Genomic DNA, 21359 nt, shown 5'->3' on the forward strand with positions numbered 1-21359 from the left:
TCAATGGCATTGCAGGGCGCAGTCAACTCGCGTGTACTCGAAGACGGTGTATTCGACAACCGCAGATCATTCGGCTCCGAATAGACCCGAGACATCCCCCTCACGAATTCGGACCAGCCGCACCATGGAAACACCCCCGCGATGGAACTGACCGCCGCCCTCGACCGTCTTCGTCGAACCCCTTTTCTGCTCGACGTCGTGCGCTCCGCCGACGATCTCGCGCTGATCGCGTCGCGGGAGGGCGGCAGGCAGGCCGTCGGCATTCTCCGCCGGGCCGTCCACGACGACGAGAACCAGCTCGTCGCCATCGCCGCCGTGCACGCGCTCGGCCGGGTCTTCGACGACGAGGCCGACGATGTTCTCTCCGAGCTCCTATCGAATGAGCAGGCCTTTCTGCGCGAACACGCCGCATGGGTGTTCGGCGGCCGCCTTCCGCGACTGGATGCCGTGTCGCGACTCGTGGGGTGCGTCGTGCAGGCGGGCTTCACGGGCATGCTCGCCCAGCGCACGCTGCAGCAGTGGGGCGCCTCGGCACCGGATCACGTCGCCCTCGCACTCGAGAGCGCACTCATCTCCGAGTCGGAACCCGGCGCCCGCTCGCGCCTCGTCGAGACTCTCGGACTCGTCTCCGGACGGGTCGCCGGGCGCGCGCTGCGAGAGATCGCCGCGAACCCGGGGGAGCAGCAGGACGCCCGGGTGGCGGCCATCGCCGGCCTCGGCGACCGGCGCGGAGACGAGCGGGCCCTTCGTCTGGTCCGCGAGATCGCAGCCGCGGGAGCCGAAGCGGCCGATTCCCAGGCCACCGTCGACGCGGCGAGACTGGCCCTCGTCGACCTCGGCGACGCACCCGCCGCCATCCGGTTCGGCGACGGTCTGACCGTGGCCCAGCTTTTCCTGCACGCCGACATCGACCGGGGGCTGACCCGCGCCGGCGCGGGCGACAACGGGGGAGTGGCCACGTTGCTCGTGCGGCTCGGCGACGCGCTCGCCTCTCTCGACGGCATCGATCGGGTGCTCACCCTGTCGCGGGGCGACGCGGGCGTCGCTGCCGACACGCTGCTCGCCGCCGAGCCGCTGGTGCTGGCCGACCACGAGTTCGTTCCCGTACCCCTGCTGTCGGAGCCGAGCCCGCAGGCCCGCTCCTGGCACACCCGGGTCGCGGCCGAGCGCGGCATCCGGCGTGCGCTCGTGGCGCTCGGCCCCGTCGACGTGCTGCACCTGCGGATGGCGGATGTGGGCAGCATGGCCGCGTCGAGCGTGGCCCGCGAGCTGGGCATCCCCGTGGTGTTCACCCTGGCTCCCGACCCTCACGGCGTGATCCGCGCCCTCGACGTGGCCGGCGCGCTGACCGTCGCGAACTTCGGTGACGTCGACGAGCGCGAGCACTACTGGTTCAGGCACCGGCTCGTGCAGCGTCTCGCTGCCGACGCGGACCACACCGTGCTGTTCCCCCGTCCGGCCCTGCGCGACGAGTTGCAAGAGCTTCTCGGCATCGACATCGACTCCTCGCCCGAGCAGTACACCGTGGTTCCGGAGGGAATCGATCTCGCCACGATCGACGATGCGATCCTCGACGTGGAGACCCGCGCCGACGGCGCGGCGATCGGCGCGCTCGACGACCTCGACGCCCTGATCTCCGCTCTGCCCGAGCACCGCCGCGGCCTGCCCCTGGCCCTGAGCGTGGGACGCCTGCACCGGGTGAAGGGCATGGCGACCGTCGTCGAGGCGTGGGCCTCGGATGCGACCCTGCTGGCCACCTGCAACCTCGTGATCGTGGGCGGAGACCTCAATGCGCCCTCGCCTGACGAGCAGTCCCAGCTCGACGCCATCGACAGCGTTCTGCGTGAACATCCCCGCGCAGCGGAGGGTCTTGTACTCGCCGGTCACCGCCCCAACGACGTGGTGTCGCGCTGGCTCGCCGCCACGAGACTCGGCTCCGGCCGCCTCGTCGGCGCCAATGGCATCTACGTGTGCGGAAGCCTCAAGGAGGAGTTCGGAATCGCCATTCTCGAGGCCCTCGCCGCGGGCCTGGTCGTGGTGACGCCTGACGCCGGAGGCCCGGCGACATACGTCGACGACGGCGTCACAGGTGTTCTCGTCGACACCGGATCGGTCTCGGGCGTTCGACGCGGTATGGCCGACGCCCTGCTGATCGCGGCCCGCGACGAACCGGAACGCGTCACCGCGGCCCGGGGGATCGTGCGTGACCGCTTCACCGTGCAGGCCATGGCGACGGCACTCGAGCGCGTGTACGCCACCGTCGCCGAGAACCGCCGACTCGAGTCGATGACGCTGTCGAGCACGGGCGGAGCCTCGTGACCCTGCTGGTCATCAGTCCCGATTACGCCTCCCACCTGCTTCCCCTCGCCACGCTCGCCACGGCCTGGCGTGACGCGGGCGACGACGTGGTTGTCGCATCCGGACCCGCGACGACGTCGATCGTGCGCTCGTTCGGATTCCGCGGCACCGAGCTGCGGCTCGGCCGCGGTTCGAACCCGGGCACGATACGGGCCGAGGAGCAGCCTGCGGGCGAGGACGATTCGCTGCGGGGCTTCTTCGACGCCACACGCCGCGGCATGGTCGAGACCCTCGACTACCAGGCGTCGCAGCGCACGACCGATCTGCTGTGGCGACCGGTCGAGACCGCGAGCGCCGTGCTGGCCGTGGTCGACGAGGTGAGACCGGATGCGGTGGTCGTCGATCACCTGGCCTTCACGGCCCGTCTCGCACTGCAGGCCGCCGGAGTAGCGCACGCCGATGTGGTGCTTGGGCACCCCACCGCCCTGCCCATAGCCGACGAGGTATATGGCTTTCCTGCATCGTGGCCGGGGGCTTTCAGCCCCGACAGTGAGGGGCTGGATCGCCTGCGCCTCCGCTGCGAGGCCGTGCGCGATCGCTTCACCGGTCAATGGAACGACGCCCTGGCGGTGCTCGACCCGGGTGCCTCGCCGTCGAGCGACGCGTTCGCCGAGCACGGCGACATCCTGCTGTTCAACTACCCTCGGCAGCTGCACGACCCTGCGCGCACCTCGTTGCTTCCCACGCACGCGTTCCTCGGATCGGCCGTGCGCGACGAGCCTGCCGACCCCGAGGTCGATGCGTGGCTGGCCGCGGGAGGAGCCCCGATCGTCTACGTGAGCTTCGGCAGCTTCCTCTCTGTTCGTGCCGATGTGCTGGCTCGGATCGCCCAGGCACTGAAGGGACTCGACGTGCGCGTGGCTCTCGCTGTCGGCTCGGCCGACCGGCGTGAGCTCGGCGAACTGCCCGAGTCGTGGCTGGTGCGCGAGTTCCTGCCCCAGGTGACCCTCCTCGAGCACTCGGCCCTGACCGTGACGCACGGAGGGAACAACAGCGTGACCGAGGCCGCGACGGCCGGCGTGCCCATGCTGGTGCTGCCGTTCTCGACCGACCAGTTCGCGGGAGCGGCAGCCATCGAGGCGCAGGGCTATGGAGCCTCTCTCGATCCGAACACCGCATCGGTCGAGGCGCTTCGTTCGGCGGCCGAGTCGGTTCTGGCAGACAGCGAGATGCGCGATCGCAGCCGACTGCTGAGCGATGAGCTGCGTGCCGCACCCGGCCGCGACAGGGCGCGCGCGGCTCTGTCGGCGTAGCTGTCGAACTGGAATACTGGGCGCATGCGCAGATTCATCGTCTCTCTTGTGGCCAATGCGATCGCCCTGTGGCTCACGACGCTCATCGTCTCGGGAGTCAGACTCGATCCGTTCCAGGACGACACCCTGGGCACGATCCTCTCGTATCTGTTCGTTGCCCTGATCTTCGGTGTCGTGAACGGCATCGTCGGCACGGCGATCCGCATCGTCGCCTTCCCGCTCTACATCCTCACTCTCGGCCTGCTCTCGCTCGTGGTCAATGCGCTGCTGCTGATGCTCGCGGCCTGGTTCTCGCAGCTCTTCGGCTTCGGCCTCACCGTCGAGAGCTTCTTGTGGGCCGTGCTGGGCGCCCTGGTGCTCGCCATACTCTCGGCCATCATCGGCTCGATCCTCCGGCCGCTCGCCGGTCGCGACAAGGACTGACGCCAGAGCTGCCCGCGCGCACATCGTCATCGACCCACCCTCTCGGCGCGATACTCCGTCGCCGTGCCCTTCGCGTCGCCCGTCAGAAACGGCGCCGCGCCGTCGATGAACTTCTCGACCCTCGGGTCGTTCGACGCGTCGACCAGGCCGGCCGTCTCGCGGTAGGCGTCGAGATCGTGTGACGGGAAGGCGTCGCCGGTCGGCATGGGGGCGTCGTCGTAGAGGGTGCGCCGCACGAGCACCCGATCATCGCCGGATGCCGTGTCGAGCCCGCCCAGAGCGGGAACCAGATCTTCGGTGTGGGCGATGGTGAGGGTGGGCGCGGCCGTCTCGAGCTGGCCGACGGGGGAGCCGAGGGTCACGACACCCTGCACGGAGTAGTCGCCCGACTGCTCGAGCTGCACGGCGAGCAGTCCGCCCTGCGAGTAACCGACCTCGAGAACGGGGTCGCCCGGCCGGATGCCCGCATCGCGCATAGCCTCGACGGCAGCACGGTAGGAGGCCCCGTCACCGGCGCTCATCGATTCGACGTTGCTCGTCATGTCGAAGGCCTCGCCCGCGGGCACGGCGTTCATGTCGACGGTGCCGCCGAGGTAGACGATGTATGACGGATCGCCGTTCCCGGTCTCGTACTTCTCCACCTTGATCTGCGGGCCGCTGGCGCTGGTGTTCGGCATGCGCGACGCCAGCTCGGCGATGCTCGACGGAGCCGTGACCGGCGATGTGCCGACCCTCGTCGTCTGCACCTGCGTCTCGACGAGCGGACTGCGACCACCGCCCGCAGCGCCGCCGCCCGCCAGGCCTCGGGCCGCACCCGCCACACCCGCCGCCCCGAGAACCAGCCCGGCGGCCTCCCTGATTCCGAAGAGCCCGAGCCCGTCGTCGCCGATGACGGCGCCCGCGCCGGGAGGAACACCCAGGAGCCCCGCGATGACGTCGTCGCTCGACGAGAAGAGCAGGCGCACGGCCGCCGCCACCGCCGGATTGTTGGCGAGCTGCGGGTTCTCGCGCATCCATTCGGCGGCACCGACCGGGCTGCGCGAGGTGCCCGGCCTCGCCGCCAGCCCGACGAGCACTCCCGACCCGGCGGCGAGGAAGGGCGCACCAGCAAGGAGGAGGAACGGAGCAAGGTGCCCGAGCACATTGCCGAGAAGACCCGTGGTGACGCGGAGGCCATCGATCATGGCGTTCTCGACCATGCCGTAGGCCTCGGCCGCCAGGCGCAGCGACACATCGAGTTCGCCCGCCTCGCGAGACGCTCGATCGAGGTCGGCTGCGGCCTGGAGCACCAGCGCGGGCACGGTCGGCGCCTGCGCGGCGACGTGCGGATCGATGCAGAGCTCGAGCTCTCGCAGCCGCGCCGCGGCGGCCAGTGACTCGCTCTCGACGAAACGCAGCCGGAACGCCGTGTTCGAGATCTCGTCGGTCGAGACCGCGAAGCTGCCTCCGCCCGAGACGACGAGTTCGTCGCCATCGGCCGTCACGGAGTCGCCCCCATCGAGACGATCGCGCCGGCGATCAGGGCGGAGATGTCGTCGAGGCTCGCCGACACCCGACGGACGTCGGCCGCCACCCGCTCGCACCTCGCATCGAACGACTGCCGGGCCAGGCCCTGCCACCCGGGCGCATCGTCACGGACGACCGTGGGCAGCAGTTCTGTCGAGAGTTGCACGCTGAGTCTCTGCACGGCCGTTCGGTCGTGCTCGAGCGACGATCTGACGTGGAGTAGGAGGGCATCGGGATGATCTGTCACCGCACCAGTGTCGCCATCGTGCCCTGCGCAGCGGGGAGCAAGCACGCGATCGGGGGAGAGGTGGGGAGACCCGCTGATGTGGAGGAGGGGAAACTGCACCAAGATAGAGGTATGCCCCTGGATGAGACCGAGATTCCCGCTGGAATCTTTCGAGTCTGCATGGTCTGCACGGGCAATATCTGCCGCTCGCCCATGGCCGAGATCGTGCTGCGCGACCTCGTGCAGCAGGCCGGTCTCAGTCATCGCGTCTCGGTCACCAGCGCCGGAACGGGCGACTGGCACGTCGGCGAGCAGGCCGACCCGAGAACGATCGACGCCCTCGCGGATCGCGGTTACGACGCATCCCTGCACCGGGCCAAGCAGTTCGACTCGTCATCGTTCGACGAACTCGACCTGATCGTCGCGCTCGACCGCACGCACGAACGGGCCATCCGCTCGTGGGCCACGAGCGACTCCGACCGATCGAAGATCAGGCTGCTCACGAGTTTCGACACCGATCCGAACCGCCAGCTCGACGTGCCCGACCCCTATTACGCCGACGCGGCCACCTTCGCCGCCGTGCTCGCAACGATCGAACGCGCCTGCGCGTCGCTGTTCGCGCAACTGGAGCCGGCCTTCCGAGCTCCCCAGACATCCACCCACGCCTGACCGACGCGGCCCGACGGCCGCCCAGCACTGGAGTTACCCGCATCATGAGCGCCCTTTCCCCCCAGCCCCTCAGCCCTCTCGACGGCCGCTACGCCTCCGCCGTCTCCGAGCTGGGCGAGTTCCTCTCGGAGGCCGGCCTCAACCGCGCCCGCATCCAGGTCGAGGTCGAGTGGTTGATCTACCTCACCGACCACTCGCTGTTCGGATCGACGCCGATCGAGCTCGAGAAGCAGCGTCAGCTGCGCCAGCTCGCCCCGAATTTCGGAGACGACGAGGTGGCCGAGCTCGGCGCCCTCGAGTCGACCACGAAGCACGACGTGAAGGCCGTGGAGTACTACGTGCGCCGCCGACTCGACGAGCTCGGACTCACCGAGATCGCCGAGCTCACCCACTTCGCGGCCACGAGCGAGGACATCAACAACCTCAGCTACGCGCTCGTCATCCGGGATGCCGTCACCGAGGTCTGGCTGCCGGCGTTCCGCGCGGTGATCGACGAGCTGCGTACCCAGGCCGTGCAGTACCGCGACGACGCCATGCTCGCCCGCACCCACGGTCAGCCCGCCACCCCCACCACCATGGGCAAGGAGCTGGCGGTCACCGTCTACCGCCTCGAGCGCATCCGTAAGCAGGTCGAGGCGGCCGAGTACCTCGGCAAGTTCTCAGGCGCGACGGGAACGTTCGCCGCCCACCTCTCGGCCGAGGCCGACCTCGACTGGCAGGCCGTGTCGCGCGAGTTCGTGACATCGCTCGGTCTCACCTGGAACCCACTCACCACCCAGATCGAGTCCCACGACTGGCAGGCCGAGCTCTACTCGCAGGTCGCCCACGGCAACCGCATTCTGCACAACCTCTGCACCGACGTGTGGACCTACATCTCGCTCGGCTACTTCACCCAGATCCCGGTGGCCGGGGCGACCGGTTCGTCGACGATGCCGCACAAGATCAACCCGATCAAGTTCGAGAACGCCGAGGCCAACCTCGAGCTCTCGTCCGCCCTGCTCGACTCGCTCGCCCAGACCCTCGTCACAAGCCGCCTGCAGCGCGACCTCACCGACTCCACCACGCAACGCAACGTGGGCGTCGCCCTCGGCCACTCGCTGCTCGCGCTGTCGAACATCACCTCTGGCCTCGGCCAGATCTCGCTCAACCGCGAGCTCCTCGCCGCCGACCTCGACACCAACTGGGAGGTGCTCGCGGAGGCCATCCAGACCGTCGTGCGGGCCGAGATCACGGCGGGCCGCTCGTCGATCACCGACCCCTACGCCCTGCTCAAGGAACTCACCCGCGGCAAGCGCATCGGCGCGAGCGACCTGGCCTCATTCGTGGAGGGCCTCGACATCGGCGATGCGGCGAAGCAACGGCTGCTCGCGCTGACCCCGCACAGCTACGTGGGCATCTCGTCGGCGCTGGTCGAGCACATCCTCTGAGCGCCCGGCCCGGCTTCCCGTCCGCTCCCGAGGTGCTCTCGGGAGCTCACGGTAGCCTTGGTGTCTTATGGCACACGACAGCGAGACCCCGTCCCACCACACCGCGTCGCTCGAAGAGCGCATCCAGGCCGCTGTCGAGCGTGAGGGCGAGACCTCAGTCGTGCTCCGCGCGCGGTCGCTGCTCGAGGGCGGCTACGAGGGCGAGGACTTCCTGCGCGTCGTCGGGGGCCCGCACGCCGACGGCATCCTCGCCGGCGCGCCCTCGCTGTACTGGCCCGAACTGTGGGGCGCCCGCGCGCTGAACTACGTGTGGTCGGATGCCGCGGCGCCGGCCGTCATCGCCGGCCTCGGCAACCAGGCGTGGCGGGTTCGCGAGATGTGCGCGAAGGTGGCGGCCCTGCGGTCGATCGCGGCCCCCGAGGCGCTCACCGCCCTGACGAAGGACGATCACGCACGGGTCCGCGCCGCAGCGGCCCGAGCACTGGCGGCCACGGGCGACGCCACGACCCAGGACACGCTCGAGGCCCTTCTGCGCGACCCCGACAAAGAGGTGCGCAGAACCGCCCAGCAGTCCCTCAAAACCCTGAAAGACACCCTCTCCTAGAGCGCCCCGCAGGCTCCCTTCGACAAGCTCAGGGAACGAAGCCGGTGAGCGAAGCGAACTCGGCGCAGGAAACTGCTAGTGCCCAGAAGGCGGAAGGTCGTCGTCGAGCTCCGTCTGCTCCGACTTGTTCGGCTTGAACGTCAACACCATCATCGCGATCACCACGAGCACCACGATGAAGGCCACCCCGAAGAAGATCACCGAGAGCAGCGGGTTGCGCGTGGCGAGCAGCACGGTGAGCCCCACGAACAGGGCCATCACCGCCGACAGGACGATGAGTTCGACGGGCTTGAAGACGTCGCGCTTGGATGGCTGGGTCACGGGTTCTGCACCTCGAGAGTCACGGAGTCCTTTGCTGTGGGGGCGCTCGGCTGGGTGCCCCAGCGGAGTGAGAGCCCCGCGATCACGAGGTAGATGCCGAGCACGGCACCGTACGCGCCGAAGAGTCCCACGGCAACCAGGTCGGTGAGGGGGAGGAGGAGGAAGGTGAGTGCGAGGATCGCGGTGAGCCCTCCCATGGCGATCCAGTCCTTGGCGGGCGCCTCCCCGCGCGAGCGCAGTCCCGTGACGAGCTCCAGAATGGCCGTGATCGCGGCCCACACACTCACGAGATACAGCAGGAAGGCCAACCCGAAGCCCTGCAGCGACAGCGCGAGCACACCGGCGACGATGCTGGTGGCCGCCTGCGCGAGAAGCAGGGCGCGGCCTGTGCCTGCGGGCAGGGCGCGAAGAGTCAGGATGCCCGTGAGCAGGCCGGATGCGAGGGCGAACGCCCCGAATACCAGCAGGCCTACGACACTCGAATGGTTCGGTGTGAAAGCGACGATGAGGGCCACGACGATTGCCGGGATCGCCCGGGCGACAGGCACGCCCCAGTAGGGCGATTGCGCCTGCGGGCGGGTGGGCTGGGTGGTCACCGCGCGGCCTGCTTTCGTTCGAGAACCCTGCCAGTTTACCGTGGTGAATGCTGAGGGTTCTCCGTCGGCGACTCCGAGCAGTCCCTACACCCCGTAGCGCCGTTTGTCATCAGCATGGTCGAGGAGCGTCGGGTGTGATCAACTCATCACTGAGGACGGTGCGACATCTCGTCACATCGAAGCGATGATGCTTCACTCGCCGTAGACCTTGGGGGTCACGCATGCCGAGCTCATATCACTATCGTCGTATCTCCGTTGCAGGCCTGACCGGTCTGGCCCTGGGCTCTGCACTGGTGCTGGGATTCTCCAGCACCGCTCAGGCCGCGACCGTGCTCGACGGCCCGATCACCCTCAAGACGGCTGCCGGCTACGCCGTTCTCGCGGGTTCCACCGTGACGAACACCGGGCCGACCGTGGTCACGGGTGATGTGGGGCTCTCGCCTGGCACCGCGATCGACGGATTCGAAGGATCACCTGCAGGTTCGTTCGTCGTCGGCACGGGGTCTGCTCGCACCGATCCCGACGTCGACCAGGCCAAGATCGATCTCGACGAGGCCTTCGGTGTGGCGAAGAGCCTCACGCCTCAGGCGAAGGGACTCTCCCAGCTGGCAGGCAAGACGCTGAAACCGGGTGTCTACTCGGGCGGAGCCCTCGACCTCGCCTCGGGCAGCACCCTCACCCTCGACGGTGGCGCGGCATCGGTGTGGGTCTTCCAGGCGTCGAGCACCCTCGTCACCGGCTCGGGAAGCCGCGTACTACTCATCAACGGGGCCAGTATCTGCAACGTCTTCTGGCAGGTCGGTTCGTCGGCCACCCTGGGAAGCGGCTCGACCTTCGTCGGCACGATCATGGCGCAGGAGTCGATCAGCGTGGGCAACGCCGCCGTCGTTCAGGGCAGACTTCTCGCCAGCACCTCGGCGGTCACGCTGATCAACGACACCATCGTGCGTCCATCGGGCTGCACGACGGGTTCCGGCGACACGACCGAGACGACGACACCGGAGATCACCACGGACTCGCTCGACGACGCGACCGTGGGCACTCCGTACGAAGACACCGTCGCCACCGAGGGAACGCCGACTCCGACCGTCACGGTCACCGAGGGCGAGCTGCCTGCGGGCCTGGTCATCTCCGAGAACGGCACCATCACGGGCACACCGACCACACCCGGCACCTCGACGTTCACCATCACGGCGAGCAACGGCGATACGGGCGACGTCACCGCGAGCTACACGATCGTCACCGAGGCGGCACCCGTGGTGCCGACACCGCCCACGGTCGAGACGCCGAGCGGCTCGGGTCAGGGCGGCTCAGGACAGGGCGGCTCAGGACAGGGCGGATCGCTCGCGGCCACCGGGTTCGAGACAGGCGGCCTGATCGGCGGAGCCGTGGCCCTGCTGGCGCTCGGCCTCCTCCTCCGCACCCGACCGGCTCGGCGTCGGTCGTAGCCGGCTCCGTCCGCCCTTCCGCCCCTACCGGCGGAAGGGCGCGACGAGGTCGCTGAGGATCGCGGTGGGCTCGAGCCCGAGTTCGCGCTCGAGCAGGGCCGCGTAGATGTCGTAGTCGCGCAACGCCTCCGACTGGTTGCCCTCGGCGAGGTGCACTTTGACAAGGCTGACGATGGCGCTCTGCCTCAAGGGCTCGACGCGCATCGCGGCCCGCGCGGCCCAGGCGGCGGCCCGCAGGCTTCCCTCCGTGATCAGCATCTCGGCCTGAGCCTCCAGGGCGTGCAGACGCAACTGCCGCCAGTCCTCGACCTCCGACAGCACCCACTCGTCGTACCAGTCGGGGAGGATTCGAGACGCGAAGGCCTCGATCGCCCAGGTGCTCAGGTCATCGGGCGTGGATGCCGCGCCCGGCTGCAGCAGGCGCCTCGCCGATTCGCGGGCGACGTTGAGATCGACGGCGACGCCGGGCGCGAGACTCAGGCCGGCCGGAGTCATCGTGATGGCCGGCTTGATGGCGTCTTCGAGACGGGTGAGCGCCGAGCGCAGGCTGTCGCTGGCCCGCCGCTCCGTGACATCCGGCCACATCTCCCCCGAGATGGCCAGGCGAGCGCCCCGCGGTCTGAGCGCAAGAAAGGCGAGAAGCCTCTTGGTTCCGACTGAGAGACCGAGGATCTCCTCTCCATCGTTGCGGACGGTGAGCGGTCCGAGCACGCTGATCTCGATCATGTCGCCGCCCGCGCCGAAATCCTCCGCGTCGGAACGACCGGAGAACTCGGATTGAGCAGAGGCAACATGTGACGGATTCGCTCCTAGAGTCACATGTTCCCATATGCGGGTGCGCCCAGCTAGGGGCGCACCCGACGTGTTCAGTTCTTCACTGTGTGCCGGCGACGCGCAAGGACTGCAACGACAAGACCGAGCAGCAGAACCGAGGCCCCGCCGAGAAGGATGTTCTCGACCGGCATGCCGGTGTTCGCCAATGCTCCAGCCGACGATCCGGTTGCCGAGCCCGAACCGCCCGATCCCGAGCCGCCCGATCCCTCGGGGTTCCCGGGTGTGCCGGGGCCGCCGGGGGTGCCGGGGGTGCCGGGGGTCTCTGCACCCGGGGGCGTCGTTCCTTCGCCGGAGCCACCACCGGTCTCGCCACCGGTGCCACCACCGGTCTCGCCACCGGTCTCACCGCCGGTGCCGCCACCCGTCTCACCACCGGTCTCGCCGCCGTCGCCTTCGCCGTCATCCGGGCCCGCGACGATGTTCGTCGTGAATGCGACGGAACAGGTGACGTAGGCGCCGCCGCCGTTGCCAGAGCCGTTGCACTGGTTGACGGTGGTGGGGATGACGGATGCGGTGGAGCCGCCCTCGACGGTGCAGGTCACCCGAAGGATTCCGCCGCCGCCGTTGCCGGAGCCGTTGCACTGCACGACGGTCGCCGTCGACGGGTCGGTGCTGTCGTAGGAGTCGCAGTTGAGGCTGGTGGCGTCCGCGCCTCCGGCGCCGGATTCCTGACACTGGTTGATCGTCACGGTCTGCGGTGTCGCTGTGCCGACGATGTTGTTGATGACCTCGACCGAGCAGATCACGGTGCTTCCCGTGCCGTTGCCCGATCCGTTGCACTGGTCCACGGAGAGCACGACGTCGTTCGTGTTGAGCGTCTGGGGCAGCTCGCAGACCGGTTCCGCGTTGGCGAAGCCGTGGCATTCCGTGACGACCGTCGAACTGCTCTTCACACCGGTTGCGACATTCACCGTGTTGGTGACGACCACGGTGCACTCGACGGCCTCGTTGGTGCTGTTATCCGTGCCGTTGCACTGGGAGACGGCGAGCGGGACTGCTGATGCGCTGCTCGCCCCGAGAAGGGGAAGGCACGCGACCGCGGCGACGGCCAGCAGGGCTGCGGCGATGAACAGACGGCGGTGCGCGGCTCCGAGGCCGAAGAATTGTCGCGATGTCGCGAGCGTGTGAGGCTTCCCCATGATGTGACTCCCTAGTTGTAGCTCGAGTCTCGCTCAGGGGTCATGACCGAGCCGTGACGGCTTCGTGACCGGGCAAGGACGCCCTCATGACACGGCTGTGACGCGGCGATGACGCCGGAATGGGTGTCGCCGAGCTGGCCGAGTCGAGGTCAGCCATGGCCCTCTCTACTCGTGTGGGCCGCCCGTGTCCGGCCTCAGTTCATCAACCCAGCCCATGAGACGCCTTGTGATGGCAGCAAGTTCGGCTTCGTCAACGCCGTACTCCCGGAGATCCTCGACCGTGAGTCGCTGCACCCGCTCGAGCTGAGAGGCAAACATGGCCGAGTCGAATCCGGGGTCACGTTCCCGGGCAGCGTCGACCAATTCCGCGTCCGTGTAGTGACCGAAAGCGCGAATGGCATCGACGTCGAAGAAGTCGCGGGCCTCAGCACGGCTGTAGAGAGCCGAGACCTTGTTGCCGATTGCGTCCCGGATGCTCAACACCGGACCGACATCGAGTGTGACGGGCTCGGTCTCGCGCCAGTCCATCCCCATATCGATGTCGACCTGCTGCCCGCCAGCCGTGCGCACATGCATACGCGCGAACTGCTCCGTACGCCGGACGACATCAACGGCGAAGTCATGAGCATGGAGGGCGACGACGACGCGATCGACCGCGCTGTCGAAGCTCCGTTCGTTCGTGTTGGACGTGAACAGATCGACGTCGTCGCTGAGCCGATCGATGACGCCATGCTCACGGATTGCGCCGCTGCCGGCGAGAGCAAACCCGCTTGAGGCCGACGCCTCGAGAGCCACCCGCGTTACCGTGCGCTGCAGCTCGAGGTCGTTCACGCCGACACCGATGCACGCAATTCAGGAAAGCGAGACTCCCACAGCACGCGCACCCGGTCGGGCAAGGCGAGCTCGCCCCATTCGCGCAGAAGCACATCGCGGTTCAGGAGGCCGACTTGCTCGACGGCGGTACCCTCGCGAAGCGCGGCCTGATAGGCCTTACGGATGCCGGCCGCCGTCTCGAGGTCAGCAGTGCGTTCCGGGCCCCAGTAGACCGAATGCGGCAACTCGAGCACTCCGTGGGCTGGGCCCCGTAGCTCATCGAGAGCAGACGGCGCCTCATAAGGTTTGGTGTCCCGGAAGAACACACGCCGCTCTGCGGGAGCGGCGACCGAGGTGGGCTGGTCAAGCTTCGCGAAGGCGCGCGAAACTGAGGAGGCCCCGACGCCGAGAACGCCTGCAATATGGGCGATACTTCGCCCTTCGGCACGCATCCGTCGAGCTTCCGCCATCCGCTCCGGGCCGATCACCGAAGGGCGGCCTCCGACGCGTCCCTTCGAGCGAGCAATCTGCAGACCACGCATCGTTTCCTCCCGAATCGTGTCTACGCGCAGCTGCGCGAACACCGCGACGATTCCGAATAAGGCGCGCCCCATCGGCGTCGTTGTGTCGATCATCGGCTCGGTCAGGCTCTTGATGTTCACGCCACGGCGGTTCAGGTCGTGCAGCATCTCGATGATGATCCGCTCGGATTTACCAAGACGGTCAAGCCGACGCACCAGTAAAGTGTCACCCTCTCGGAGGTAATCGAGGCAGGCGAGCCACTGCGGACGGTCAGCAGTTCGGCTGTGCTCCCCACAGTCGACGAAGACACGGTCGGCGCCGGCACCACGCAACTCGGCTTCGTGCGGGGCCGGGTTCTCCCCATGCGTCGATGCCAGGGCATACCCGACTGTGCGACTCATCTCGAACCTCCCCTGCCACCATAGACGATCCGCCCGAAAACGGTGTTGCGAGGGTTTCGGTTGATCGAACATCGGCGTGTACCTCTGCATCCGAACCCGTCGACAGCCACCCAGAACCGATCAGTTTCGGGTGATTGCGGAAACCCACGACATTGCCCGCGCGGGTGTCGGTGGCCCTGAATAGCATTCGGCTATGGATGAGACAACATGCCTTCGACGTTGAGCGAACTAGCGGGGCGGCGCGCGCAAGTGGGGGTCGTGGCGGTGTTCTTTGCGCACGGCCTCCTCTTCGCGTCGTGGACGGCGCACATTCCGGTCGTCAAGGCGCATATCGGCATGGACGACGGCATGCTCGGAATCGCTCTGCTCGGTGTGCCGGCCGGATCACTGCTCGCCGTCATCATTAGCTCCGCTGTCATACCTCGGCTCGGCAGCCGTCGACTCGTGCAGCTCGCGCTTGCCGGGTCGTGTCTCACTGGCCCCTTCGTCGGTCTGACGGGCTCCCTTTGGGCGTTGTTCGGCGCCCTTCTCGTCTGGGGTCTGTTTCAAGGGCTTTTGGATATCGCGATGACAACGCAGGCAGTAGCGGTCGAGAAGGCCCGCGATCGACCGATCATGAACGGCATGCAGGCCAGTTGGAGCATCGGCGCGTTCGTCGGGGCCGCGGCCGGCACAGCCGGCGTCGCGCTCGGCACGTCCCTCACTACACAACTGATCATCATCGGCGTGCCGGCCCTCGCCCTAGGCCCGTGGCTGAGCACCCGCATGCTGTCCGACGTCGAGCCCGCGTCGGAGTTCGTCGCCGATCCCGATCAGAAGGTTCGCCGCCGCGTGTCACCGGTCATGCTCGTTCTCGGCGGTATCGCTTTCGCCACCCTTCTCATGGAAGGGGCCGTAGCCGACTGGTCGTCGGTATACCTCCGCGAATCCCTCGACGGCGGGCCGGTCGCTGCTGGCCTCGGCTACACAAGCTTCGCCCTCGCGATGGTCATCGTTCGCCTCTTCGGAAACCGACTCGTCGCCAAATTCCCCGTGCACGTGCTCCTTCCAATCCTGACCGGAGTTGCCGCGATGGTGTTCGCAAGCGCACTCCTGATCGGAACTATCCCCGCCGCGATCGCCGGATTCTTTATCCTCGGCCTCGGCTGCGGCACCGTCGTTCCGACAGTGTTCAGCGCAGCCGGCAGACTCCACGGCACGCATCCCGGATTCGCGGTCACGGTCGTCTCCGGCATCGGATGGGTCGGCATCTTCTGCGGCCCCCCGCTTATCGGCCTGCTATCACACGCCACCTCACTGCCGGCAGCGCTCTGGCTCATCCCCATCTTGACTGGACTCATCGCGGTCGGCTGCCGGTATGTCACAGCCCTTCGCCGCGGCTGACGGCTCAGGCGAGCGTCGCGCTGGCCTGGATGGCCCGGATCTCCGGCCAGATCGCCATCGATTGCGCGGCGGTGGCGGTTGCCGTGACCTCGACCAGGTCGAGTGCGGGGCCGTTCGACACGAGGGCGAGTCGTACTGCCTGAACGAGGGTGCCCACGCGGGCATCCGGGTAGCTGAACTCGATCCGGAAACCCGCACGGCCGAGCACCTCGGGCCGATCACGACCCAGCTCGACGACGCCCTCTATCGACGACACCTTGTCGATGACGGCTTCGATCGCCGTGCCGAGCGTGTAGCCCGAACCGAAGCGCGAAATCGAGACGACGACGTTCGGTCGGAATTCGCCCTGCTCCACCTCTTTCGCCGCGGCCAGCATGGCGGCGGTCGTCGAGAGCACATGCCAGTCGTCGGGCACATCGAGAGACACGATGGGCAATGCCGGGGCATCCGAACTGGGGAACGTGAGCGTGCGCGACATCGAGCCTGCAGACCTTTCGTGAGGGGAGAAACACCACGGGCGGGCGTCGAGTGATCGACGCCCGCCCGATTCCGGAGTATCCGGAGGAGAGTGCTACGCGTTCGAGGTGCTCTCCTGGTCGGCAGCGTTCTTTGCTGCCTTCTGCGAGGCGTCCTCGAGTGCGGCGATGACCTGCTTGAGGGCGGCGGTGTGCGTTCCGCTCCACTCGCTGCGGAAGTTCTCCGCGTCGGGACCGGTCCACTGCACGCTCTGCAGTGCGCTGGTGAGCGTCGTCAGGATCGTCTGGACCTGCTGCGACTGCTGGTTGAGCTGCTTTCCGAGGCTGCGAACCTGGTCAACGTCAAGACCCCATACGGCCATTGTTTTCTCCTTATTTTCCTGGCGACCCGGCGGTTCCGGTTTCGCTACATCCCGTGAGTCGATCTCACGTGATCAGACTAGGGCGACCCCCGTAGGGGAGTCGATGGGGAGAACTCCCCATGCCCCTGGCGGGGCGGTTCTCAGGCATCCGGCAGGGCCACCTGCACCTTGGTGATGCGGCCCTGCTGCACGAGGAATCCGCGGCCCGGCGGCAGGTCTGCGCGGCGGAAGCGGCCGAGCGATGTGCCGAGCAGGGTGTCGCCATCCAGTTCGCCCGGCACCAGCAGCAGGCCCCGTTTGGCGCCCTTGAACGAGCCGGCCAGCGTCCAGGCCGCCGACCAGGTGGCCGTCTCGCTCTCGCCCACCACGAACACGTCGTCGCGCAGCGCCCGCTTGATCAGGCGGTCGATGTCGTTCTCCGCCATGGTCCCGGTCAGGTCCCCGATGTTCTCCACGAAGATCGCGATCGAGTCGGGCCGCAGGGTTCCAGCGTCGAGCTGGCCCTGCAGGTCGTCTGCGAACGCGGTGACCTGGGCGGGGTCGGAGATAGACATCGACCAGAACGGCAGGGGCGTGAGCGACGTCTTGCGTGGCGAGATATGCACGAGCCGGATGCCGGGCTGCGCCCGACGCAGCGCCGCAGCCATGGTCGCGAGCGCCGTGGAGCGGCCGCTCTGGCCCGATCCCGACACCATGAACGCTCCGCGCGGTGCGATGCCGAGCGGGGCCAGGTTGTCGTCGCGAACGGCGATCACCGGCAGGCCCCCCGCGGTGGCGGGCAGGGTCGACAGGCCGATCGAGTCCGACAGCTTCCGGATGGGCGGGGCTTCGGGAATGCCCTGGCGGCGCATGGCCTCGGCCAGCTTGGCCACTTCGCGCGACTGGATGGCCACGTTGGGGTCGGCGCCGAGCACGGCGATCTGGATCTCGTTTCCGCCCATGAGTCCGCGCCCGGGGGGAGAGATCGCCGTGAGCGTGTCCTTCGGAACGCCGACGAGCTGGTAGTCATCCTCGCTGGCCATGCGCAGCACCAACCGTCGCTGCACCGTCGATCCGAGCGATGCGGGAACGGAGTTGGGGCGGTCGCCGGAGATCACGATGTGCACACCCACCTGACGTCCATCGCTGGCGATCTGCGCGAAGGTGGTGAACCAGGCGGAGTGCCCGCCGAACTCGTACTGCTCACGGAACGCGCCGATTCCGTCGACCAGGATGATGATGCGCGGCTCCTCGGGCGCCCCGGCGATGCGCCGATACTCTCCGATGCTGCCGGCCCGAACCGCGGAATAGCGGGCCGAGCGGTCGTCGACCGTGTCGCGCAGCATCCGAAGCAGGCGGATCACGCGCTCCTCGTCGTCGCCGTCGATGATCGCGCCGACGTGGGGCAGCTCCTCGAGCATGCTGAGTCCGCTCGATCCGAAGTCGAGGCCGTAGACGTGCACCGGACCGCCGCGTGGCGTGATGGCCGCCGCGACGGCGATCGTGCGCAGGGTGGCGCTCTTGCCCGATCCACCGGTTCCGTAGACGGCCATGTTGCCGTCGCGGTCGGGCTCGTAGAACACGGTCGGCTGGATCTGGTTCTCGGGCTCGTCGATGACGCCGAGCAGCAGCCGCTCGTCGGTGCGCGGGTTCGGCAGCAGCGAGAAGTCGTAGACGGCCGCGAGCTCGTCGAGCCACGGCTTGCGCGGGTCGGGGATGTCGGCCCGGCGGGCCGCCGTGCGAATGGATGCGACGAGTCGCGCGATGTCGTTCGGCCCCGGGTCGGCCGCCTCCACGACCTCGACCTCCGGCACCTCCCACTCGGCTCCGGCACCGAAGTTCATCTCGGTGATGTCGATGCGCGGGCGGGGCGGCTCGTTCGTGGTCCACCCTCCGGCGTATCCGGTCTGGAACGACGCGAGTCGGCCCGGTCCGGTCTTCGCGGCTCCGCGGCCCGGGATCGACTGGTCGAAGTACGCCGCCATCGGCGTTCCGAGAATGTCGGAGGAGTCCTCGGCGTCGGCCATGCGCAGCGCGATGCGCAGGTTGGTGTTGGCGCGCAGATTGTCTTTGATGACGCCGGCGGGCCGCTGCGTGGCGAGGATCAGGTGCAGGCCGAGCGAGCGGCCGCGCTGGGCCACGTCGACGACGCCGTCGACGAACTCGGGCACCTCCTGCACGAGGGCGGCGAACTCGTCGACCACGATCAGCAGGCTCGGCGGGGTCTCCGGGTCGCCTGTCTTCTCGAGCGAGACGAGGTCTTTCGCCTTCTTGCGGTTGAGCAGGTGCTCGCGGTAGCGCAGTTCGGCGCGCAGTGAGGTGAGTGCGCGGCGCACCAGGTGCGGCGACAGGTCGGTGACGAGGCCCACGGTGTGCGGCAGCGCCACGCAGTCGGCGAAGGCCGCGCCGCCCTTGTAGTCGATGAACAGGAAGGTCGCGCGGTCGGGCGAGTGCGCCGCGGCCATGCCGAGCACCCACGACTGCAGGAACTCGCTCTTTCCGGCTCCGGTCGTTCCGCCGACGAGGGCGTGCGGGCCCTGGTTGCGGATGTCGAGGTAGAACGGCTCGGTTCCGCTGTGGCCCACGAGAGCGCGCAGCGAGCCCTCCTTCTTGCGGCGCACCGGCGGCGACCCGTCGCGCAGAGCGATGGAGTTGCTCTCGCGCCAGCGCTCGACCACGGCATCGGGCTGCTCGGCGAGCTCGGGGCCGACGAGCGAGAGGTACGACACCGAGCGGGGCAGGTCGGACTCGTCGTCGATCGGCGAGCCCACGTCGACGACGGGGGCGAGATGCCGCGCGTAGCGGTGCGCCGCCTCCAGCTCGACCGTCTCGCACACCACCGGGTAGGTGTGCTCGCCCAGCCGGACCTGGCCCACGGTGCCGCCGGCGACATCCGAATCGACGCTCACGAAGCTGCGGCACGCGGCCGGCAGGTGGGCGATGGATGGCGCGGACCACACGATGTGCACGTTGGCGTCGGCGCCGCGCTCGGCGAGGCGGTTGAGACGACCCCGGTCGACGGGCACGTCGTCTTCGATGACCACGATGACCGCGGGCGTGATGGGCAGCGGAACGTCCGACTCGTCGTCTTTCTTCGGCCGCAGGTCTGGGCTCTCGAGCGCTCCGCGGGCGCTGGGCGCACCTGTCGTGCGCTGGGCGACGAGCTCCTCGAGGCGCGACAGCAGCGCCAGGCCCGATCCGGGGTTGTCGGCGAGGTGATCGCCGGCCAGCGGGCTGTGCGGGGAGCCGGTGTGCGGCATCCATTCGAGCCACTCCCAGCTCTCGCGCGAGACGGGCGAGACGAGGGCGCACACCACGAGCTCCGCGGGGGAGTGCAGCGCGGTGAGCTGGGCCAGCACGCCGCGGGTCACGCCGCGGCGCAGCTCGAGGCTGCCGGCGACTCCGAGCGCGCCCGACTCGCGCAGGTCGGCCACGATCGGCACGTTGTCGATGAGCGAGAACTTCTCGGCCACCTCTTCGAGCTGACCCCAGTACTCGGGAAGGGTGTCGTTGGCCTGCGGCAGGGTGACGCTGTCCCGGCTGTGCGCCGTTCCGAGCCCGAGGCGCACGGCGAGGAATGCGCCGTGCTCGGGTCGATGGGTCCACAGCAGGTGGCCCAGGCGATGGGCCGACTCGAGGCTGTCGCCCACCGAGGGCGCCTCGCCCAGTCGAACCGCCCGCTGCAGCCGCTGGCGCTCGTGCAGCTTGTCGACGAAGGCCTTCAGCGACAGCGTGAACTGCTTGATCGCATCCTTCATCTGGCGACGCGTCGTGAGCTTGTGATCGATGTACGTGCCGATCATCAGCAGCGGGCTCAGCGCGATGAACACCACACTGAGGATGTTGCGGGTGAAGGCGTAGAGCACCACACCCATGATGAGCGGCGCGATCAGGGCGACGATCGGAAAGCGCTGAGGCTGCGGGCGGCCGGGAGGCTCGGGGGCCGGGTACTTGTCACCGGGGTACCGGGCCACGACGCGCGGAGAGCGGTTGAACTCGATCACCGGGGTCGAGGGCGCGGCGCCGCCGAGCCGCTGCAGCGGCACGACGCACAGGGCCGTGTCGCCCAGAACGACCACGTCGGCCGAGCTGAGCGTGGTGCGGGGCACCTGCTCGCCGCCCATCAGCAGCCCGTTCGCGGAGTTCATGTCGGTGATCTCGACCGTCTCGCCCACGGTGATGCGGGCGTGCCGTTTGGAGATGAGCGAGTCGGTGAGCCGCACATCCACCCCGCGCTCACGGCCGATGTAGCTGGTGCCGAAGGGCAGCGCGAACTCGGCACCGGCATCCGGGCCCGACAGCACCCGCAGGGTGGCCGCGGGCGCACCCCGATCGGAGCCGGGCGCGTTGAAGTCGTCGCTGTGCTGGCGGATCTCGATGGTCGAGCCCGAGCGCACTCCCGAGTCGAGCAGGTTGGACTGCGGGTCGAGAACCCGGGTCTGGCCGGAGGTCTCGGTGACCTGAAGCGTCAGTCGGGGTGGCGCGACCTGCACGTCGTTGTCGGGGTCGGCCGTGTAGAGGGCCTCGGCCACGTTCGAGACGCTCGTCGTCGCATCCGCTGTAACGGCGACGTTCGTGGAGGTTCCGCCGCCGCGCGAGAGCGTGAGTTTGATGTGCAT

General features: G+C 68.5%; 19 protein-coding genes. 8 read left to right on the plus strand and 11 right to left on the minus strand.

Translation table 11 applies throughout. The annotated features are described in order from the left end of the window. Positions 1–141: 141 nt before the first annotated feature. From QCD70_RS09420 to QCD70_RS09430, 3 genes are read left to right on the plus strand one after another with little or no spacing between them, the layout of a single operon-like run. Positions 142–2319, plus strand: coding sequence for a glycosyltransferase family 4 protein (locus tag QCD70_RS09420; protein ID WP_301215444.1), 2178 nt, complete (start codon positions 142–144; stop codon positions 2317–2319). After that, positions 2316–3611 (plus strand): glycosyltransferase, encoded by a 1296-nt coding sequence (locus tag QCD70_RS09425; protein ID WP_301215445.1) that lies wholly within the window; start codon positions 2316–2318, stop codon positions 3609–3611. The genes QCD70_RS09420 and QCD70_RS09425 overlap by 4 nt, the downstream gene beginning before the upstream one ends. Before the next feature lie 24 nt (positions 3612–3635). Beyond that, positions 3636–4034 (plus strand): phage holin family protein, encoded by a 399-nt coding sequence (locus QCD70_RS09430; RefSeq protein ID WP_301215447.1) that lies wholly within the window; start codon positions 3636–3638, stop codon positions 4032–4034. Positions 4035–4060: 26 nt separating this feature from the next. Here the strand turns inward: QCD70_RS09430 and QCD70_RS09435 are convergent, their stop codons facing one another. Beyond that, positions 4061–5518, minus strand: a complete 1458-nt coding sequence (locus tag QCD70_RS09435) for a hypothetical protein (protein ID WP_301215449.1) — start codon at positions 5516–5518, stop codon at positions 4061–4063. Then, entirely contained in the window at positions 5515–5787 is a 273-nt protein-coding gene (locus tag QCD70_RS09440; protein ID WP_301215451.1) for a hypothetical protein, read from the minus strand. Before QCD70_RS09440 ends, QCD70_RS09435 begins: the two co-directional genes overlap by 4 nt. 111 nt (positions 5788–5898) lie before the next feature. On the opposite strand from QCD70_RS09440, the gene QCD70_RS09445 reads away from it, so the two are divergent. The 3 genes from QCD70_RS09445 to QCD70_RS09455 all read left to right on the plus strand — a co-directional run bounded on the left by QCD70_RS09445 (position 5899) and on the right by QCD70_RS09455 (position 8466). Next, the gene (locus QCD70_RS09445; protein WP_301215453.1) at positions 5899–6435 is read left to right on the plus strand and encodes a low molecular weight protein-tyrosine-phosphatase; all 537 of its coding nucleotides are present in this window, start codon (positions 5899–5901) and stop codon (positions 6433–6435) included. A gap of 44 nt (positions 6436–6479) precedes the next feature. Further along, a complete protein-coding gene (purB, locus tag QCD70_RS09450) occupies positions 6480–7862 on the plus strand; it encodes an adenylosuccinate lyase (protein ID WP_301215455.1) in 1383 nt (460 codons plus the stop codon). 67 nt (positions 7863–7929) lie between these two features. After that, complete coding sequence (locus QCD70_RS09455; RefSeq protein ID WP_301215457.1) at positions 7930–8466, plus strand: HEAT repeat domain-containing protein; 537 nt, start codon at positions 7930–7932, stop codon at positions 8464–8466. A gap of 75 nt (positions 8467–8541) precedes the next feature. On the opposite strand, the gene QCD70_RS09460 is transcribed toward QCD70_RS09455, so the two are convergent. Together QCD70_RS09460 and QCD70_RS09465 are read right to left on the minus strand one after the other, a co-directional pair. Next, positions 8542–8787 carry a hypothetical protein gene (locus QCD70_RS09460; RefSeq protein WP_301215459.1) on the minus strand — a complete coding sequence of 82 codons (246 nt, stop codon included), beginning with the start codon at positions 8785–8787 and terminating at the stop codon, positions 8542–8544. Then, positions 8784–9383: an HdeD family acid-resistance protein gene (locus QCD70_RS09465; protein WP_301215461.1), complete on the minus strand. Its 600-nt coding sequence runs from the start codon at positions 9381–9383 to the stop codon at positions 8784–8786. Before QCD70_RS09465 ends, QCD70_RS09460 begins: the two co-directional genes overlap by 4 nt. 221 nt (positions 9384–9604) lie before the next feature. Between QCD70_RS09465 and QCD70_RS09470 the strand changes: the two genes are divergently transcribed. Continuing rightward, positions 9605–10831, plus strand: a complete 1227-nt coding sequence (locus tag QCD70_RS09470; RefSeq protein ID WP_301215463.1) for an ice-binding family protein — start codon at positions 9605–9607, stop codon at positions 10829–10831. Positions 10832–10855: 24 nt separating this feature from the next. Here QCD70_RS09470 and QCD70_RS09475 read toward each other — a convergent pair whose 3' ends face one another. The 4 genes from QCD70_RS09475 to QCD70_RS09490 form a co-directional block, all read right to left on the minus strand. Next, positions 10856–11557, minus strand: a complete 702-nt coding sequence (locus QCD70_RS09475; RefSeq protein ID WP_301215465.1) for an AfsR/SARP family transcriptional regulator — start codon at positions 11555–11557, stop codon at positions 10856–10858. A gap of 140 nt (positions 11558–11697) precedes the next feature. Next, positions 11698–12804, minus strand: coding sequence for a hypothetical protein (locus QCD70_RS09480; RefSeq protein ID WP_301215467.1), 1107 nt, complete (start codon positions 12802–12804; stop codon positions 11698–11700). 165 nt (positions 12805–12969) lie between these two features. Beyond that, on the minus strand, positions 12970–13635 hold the full coding sequence (locus QCD70_RS09485) for a nucleotidyl transferase AbiEii/AbiGii toxin family protein (RefSeq protein ID WP_301215469.1): 666 nt from the start codon (positions 13633–13635) through the stop codon (positions 12970–12972). Next, positions 13632–14540: a recombinase family protein gene (locus tag QCD70_RS09490; RefSeq protein ID WP_301215471.1), complete on the minus strand. Its 909-nt coding sequence runs from the start codon at positions 14538–14540 to the stop codon at positions 13632–13634. Before QCD70_RS09490 ends, QCD70_RS09485 begins: the two co-directional genes overlap by 4 nt. 258 nt (positions 14541–14798) lie before the next feature. On the opposite strand from QCD70_RS09490, the gene QCD70_RS09495 reads away from it, so the two are divergent. Continuing rightward, positions 14799–15923 carry an MFS transporter gene (locus QCD70_RS09495; protein ID WP_301215473.1) on the plus strand — a complete coding sequence of 375 codons (1125 nt, stop codon included), beginning with the start codon at positions 14799–14801 and terminating at the stop codon, positions 15921–15923. Between the two features lie 4 nt (positions 15924–15927). On the opposite strand, the gene QCD70_RS09500 is transcribed toward QCD70_RS09495, so the two are convergent. The 3 genes from QCD70_RS09500 to QCD70_RS09510 form a co-directional block, all read right to left on the minus strand. Continuing rightward, positions 15928–16401, minus strand: a complete 474-nt coding sequence (locus tag QCD70_RS09500; protein WP_301215475.1) for an LpqN/LpqT family lipoprotein — start codon at positions 16399–16401, stop codon at positions 15928–15930. A 93-nt stretch (positions 16402–16494) separates the two neighbouring features. Further along, a complete protein-coding gene (locus QCD70_RS09505; RefSeq protein ID WP_044441009.1) occupies positions 16495–16761 on the minus strand; it encodes a WXG100 family type VII secretion target in 267 nt (88 codons plus the stop codon). A 140-nt stretch (positions 16762–16901) separates the two neighbouring features. Then, the gene (locus QCD70_RS09510) at positions 16902–21359 is read right to left on the minus strand and encodes an FtsK/SpoIIIE domain-containing protein (RefSeq protein ID WP_301215480.1); all 4458 of its coding nucleotides are present in this window, start codon (positions 21357–21359) and stop codon (positions 16902–16904) included.

Origin of the sequence: Agreia sp. PsM10 (genome assembly GCF_030433855.1) — a bacterium.
Classification (GTDB): Bacteria; Actinomycetota; Actinomycetes; order Actinomycetales; family Microbacteriaceae; genus Agreia.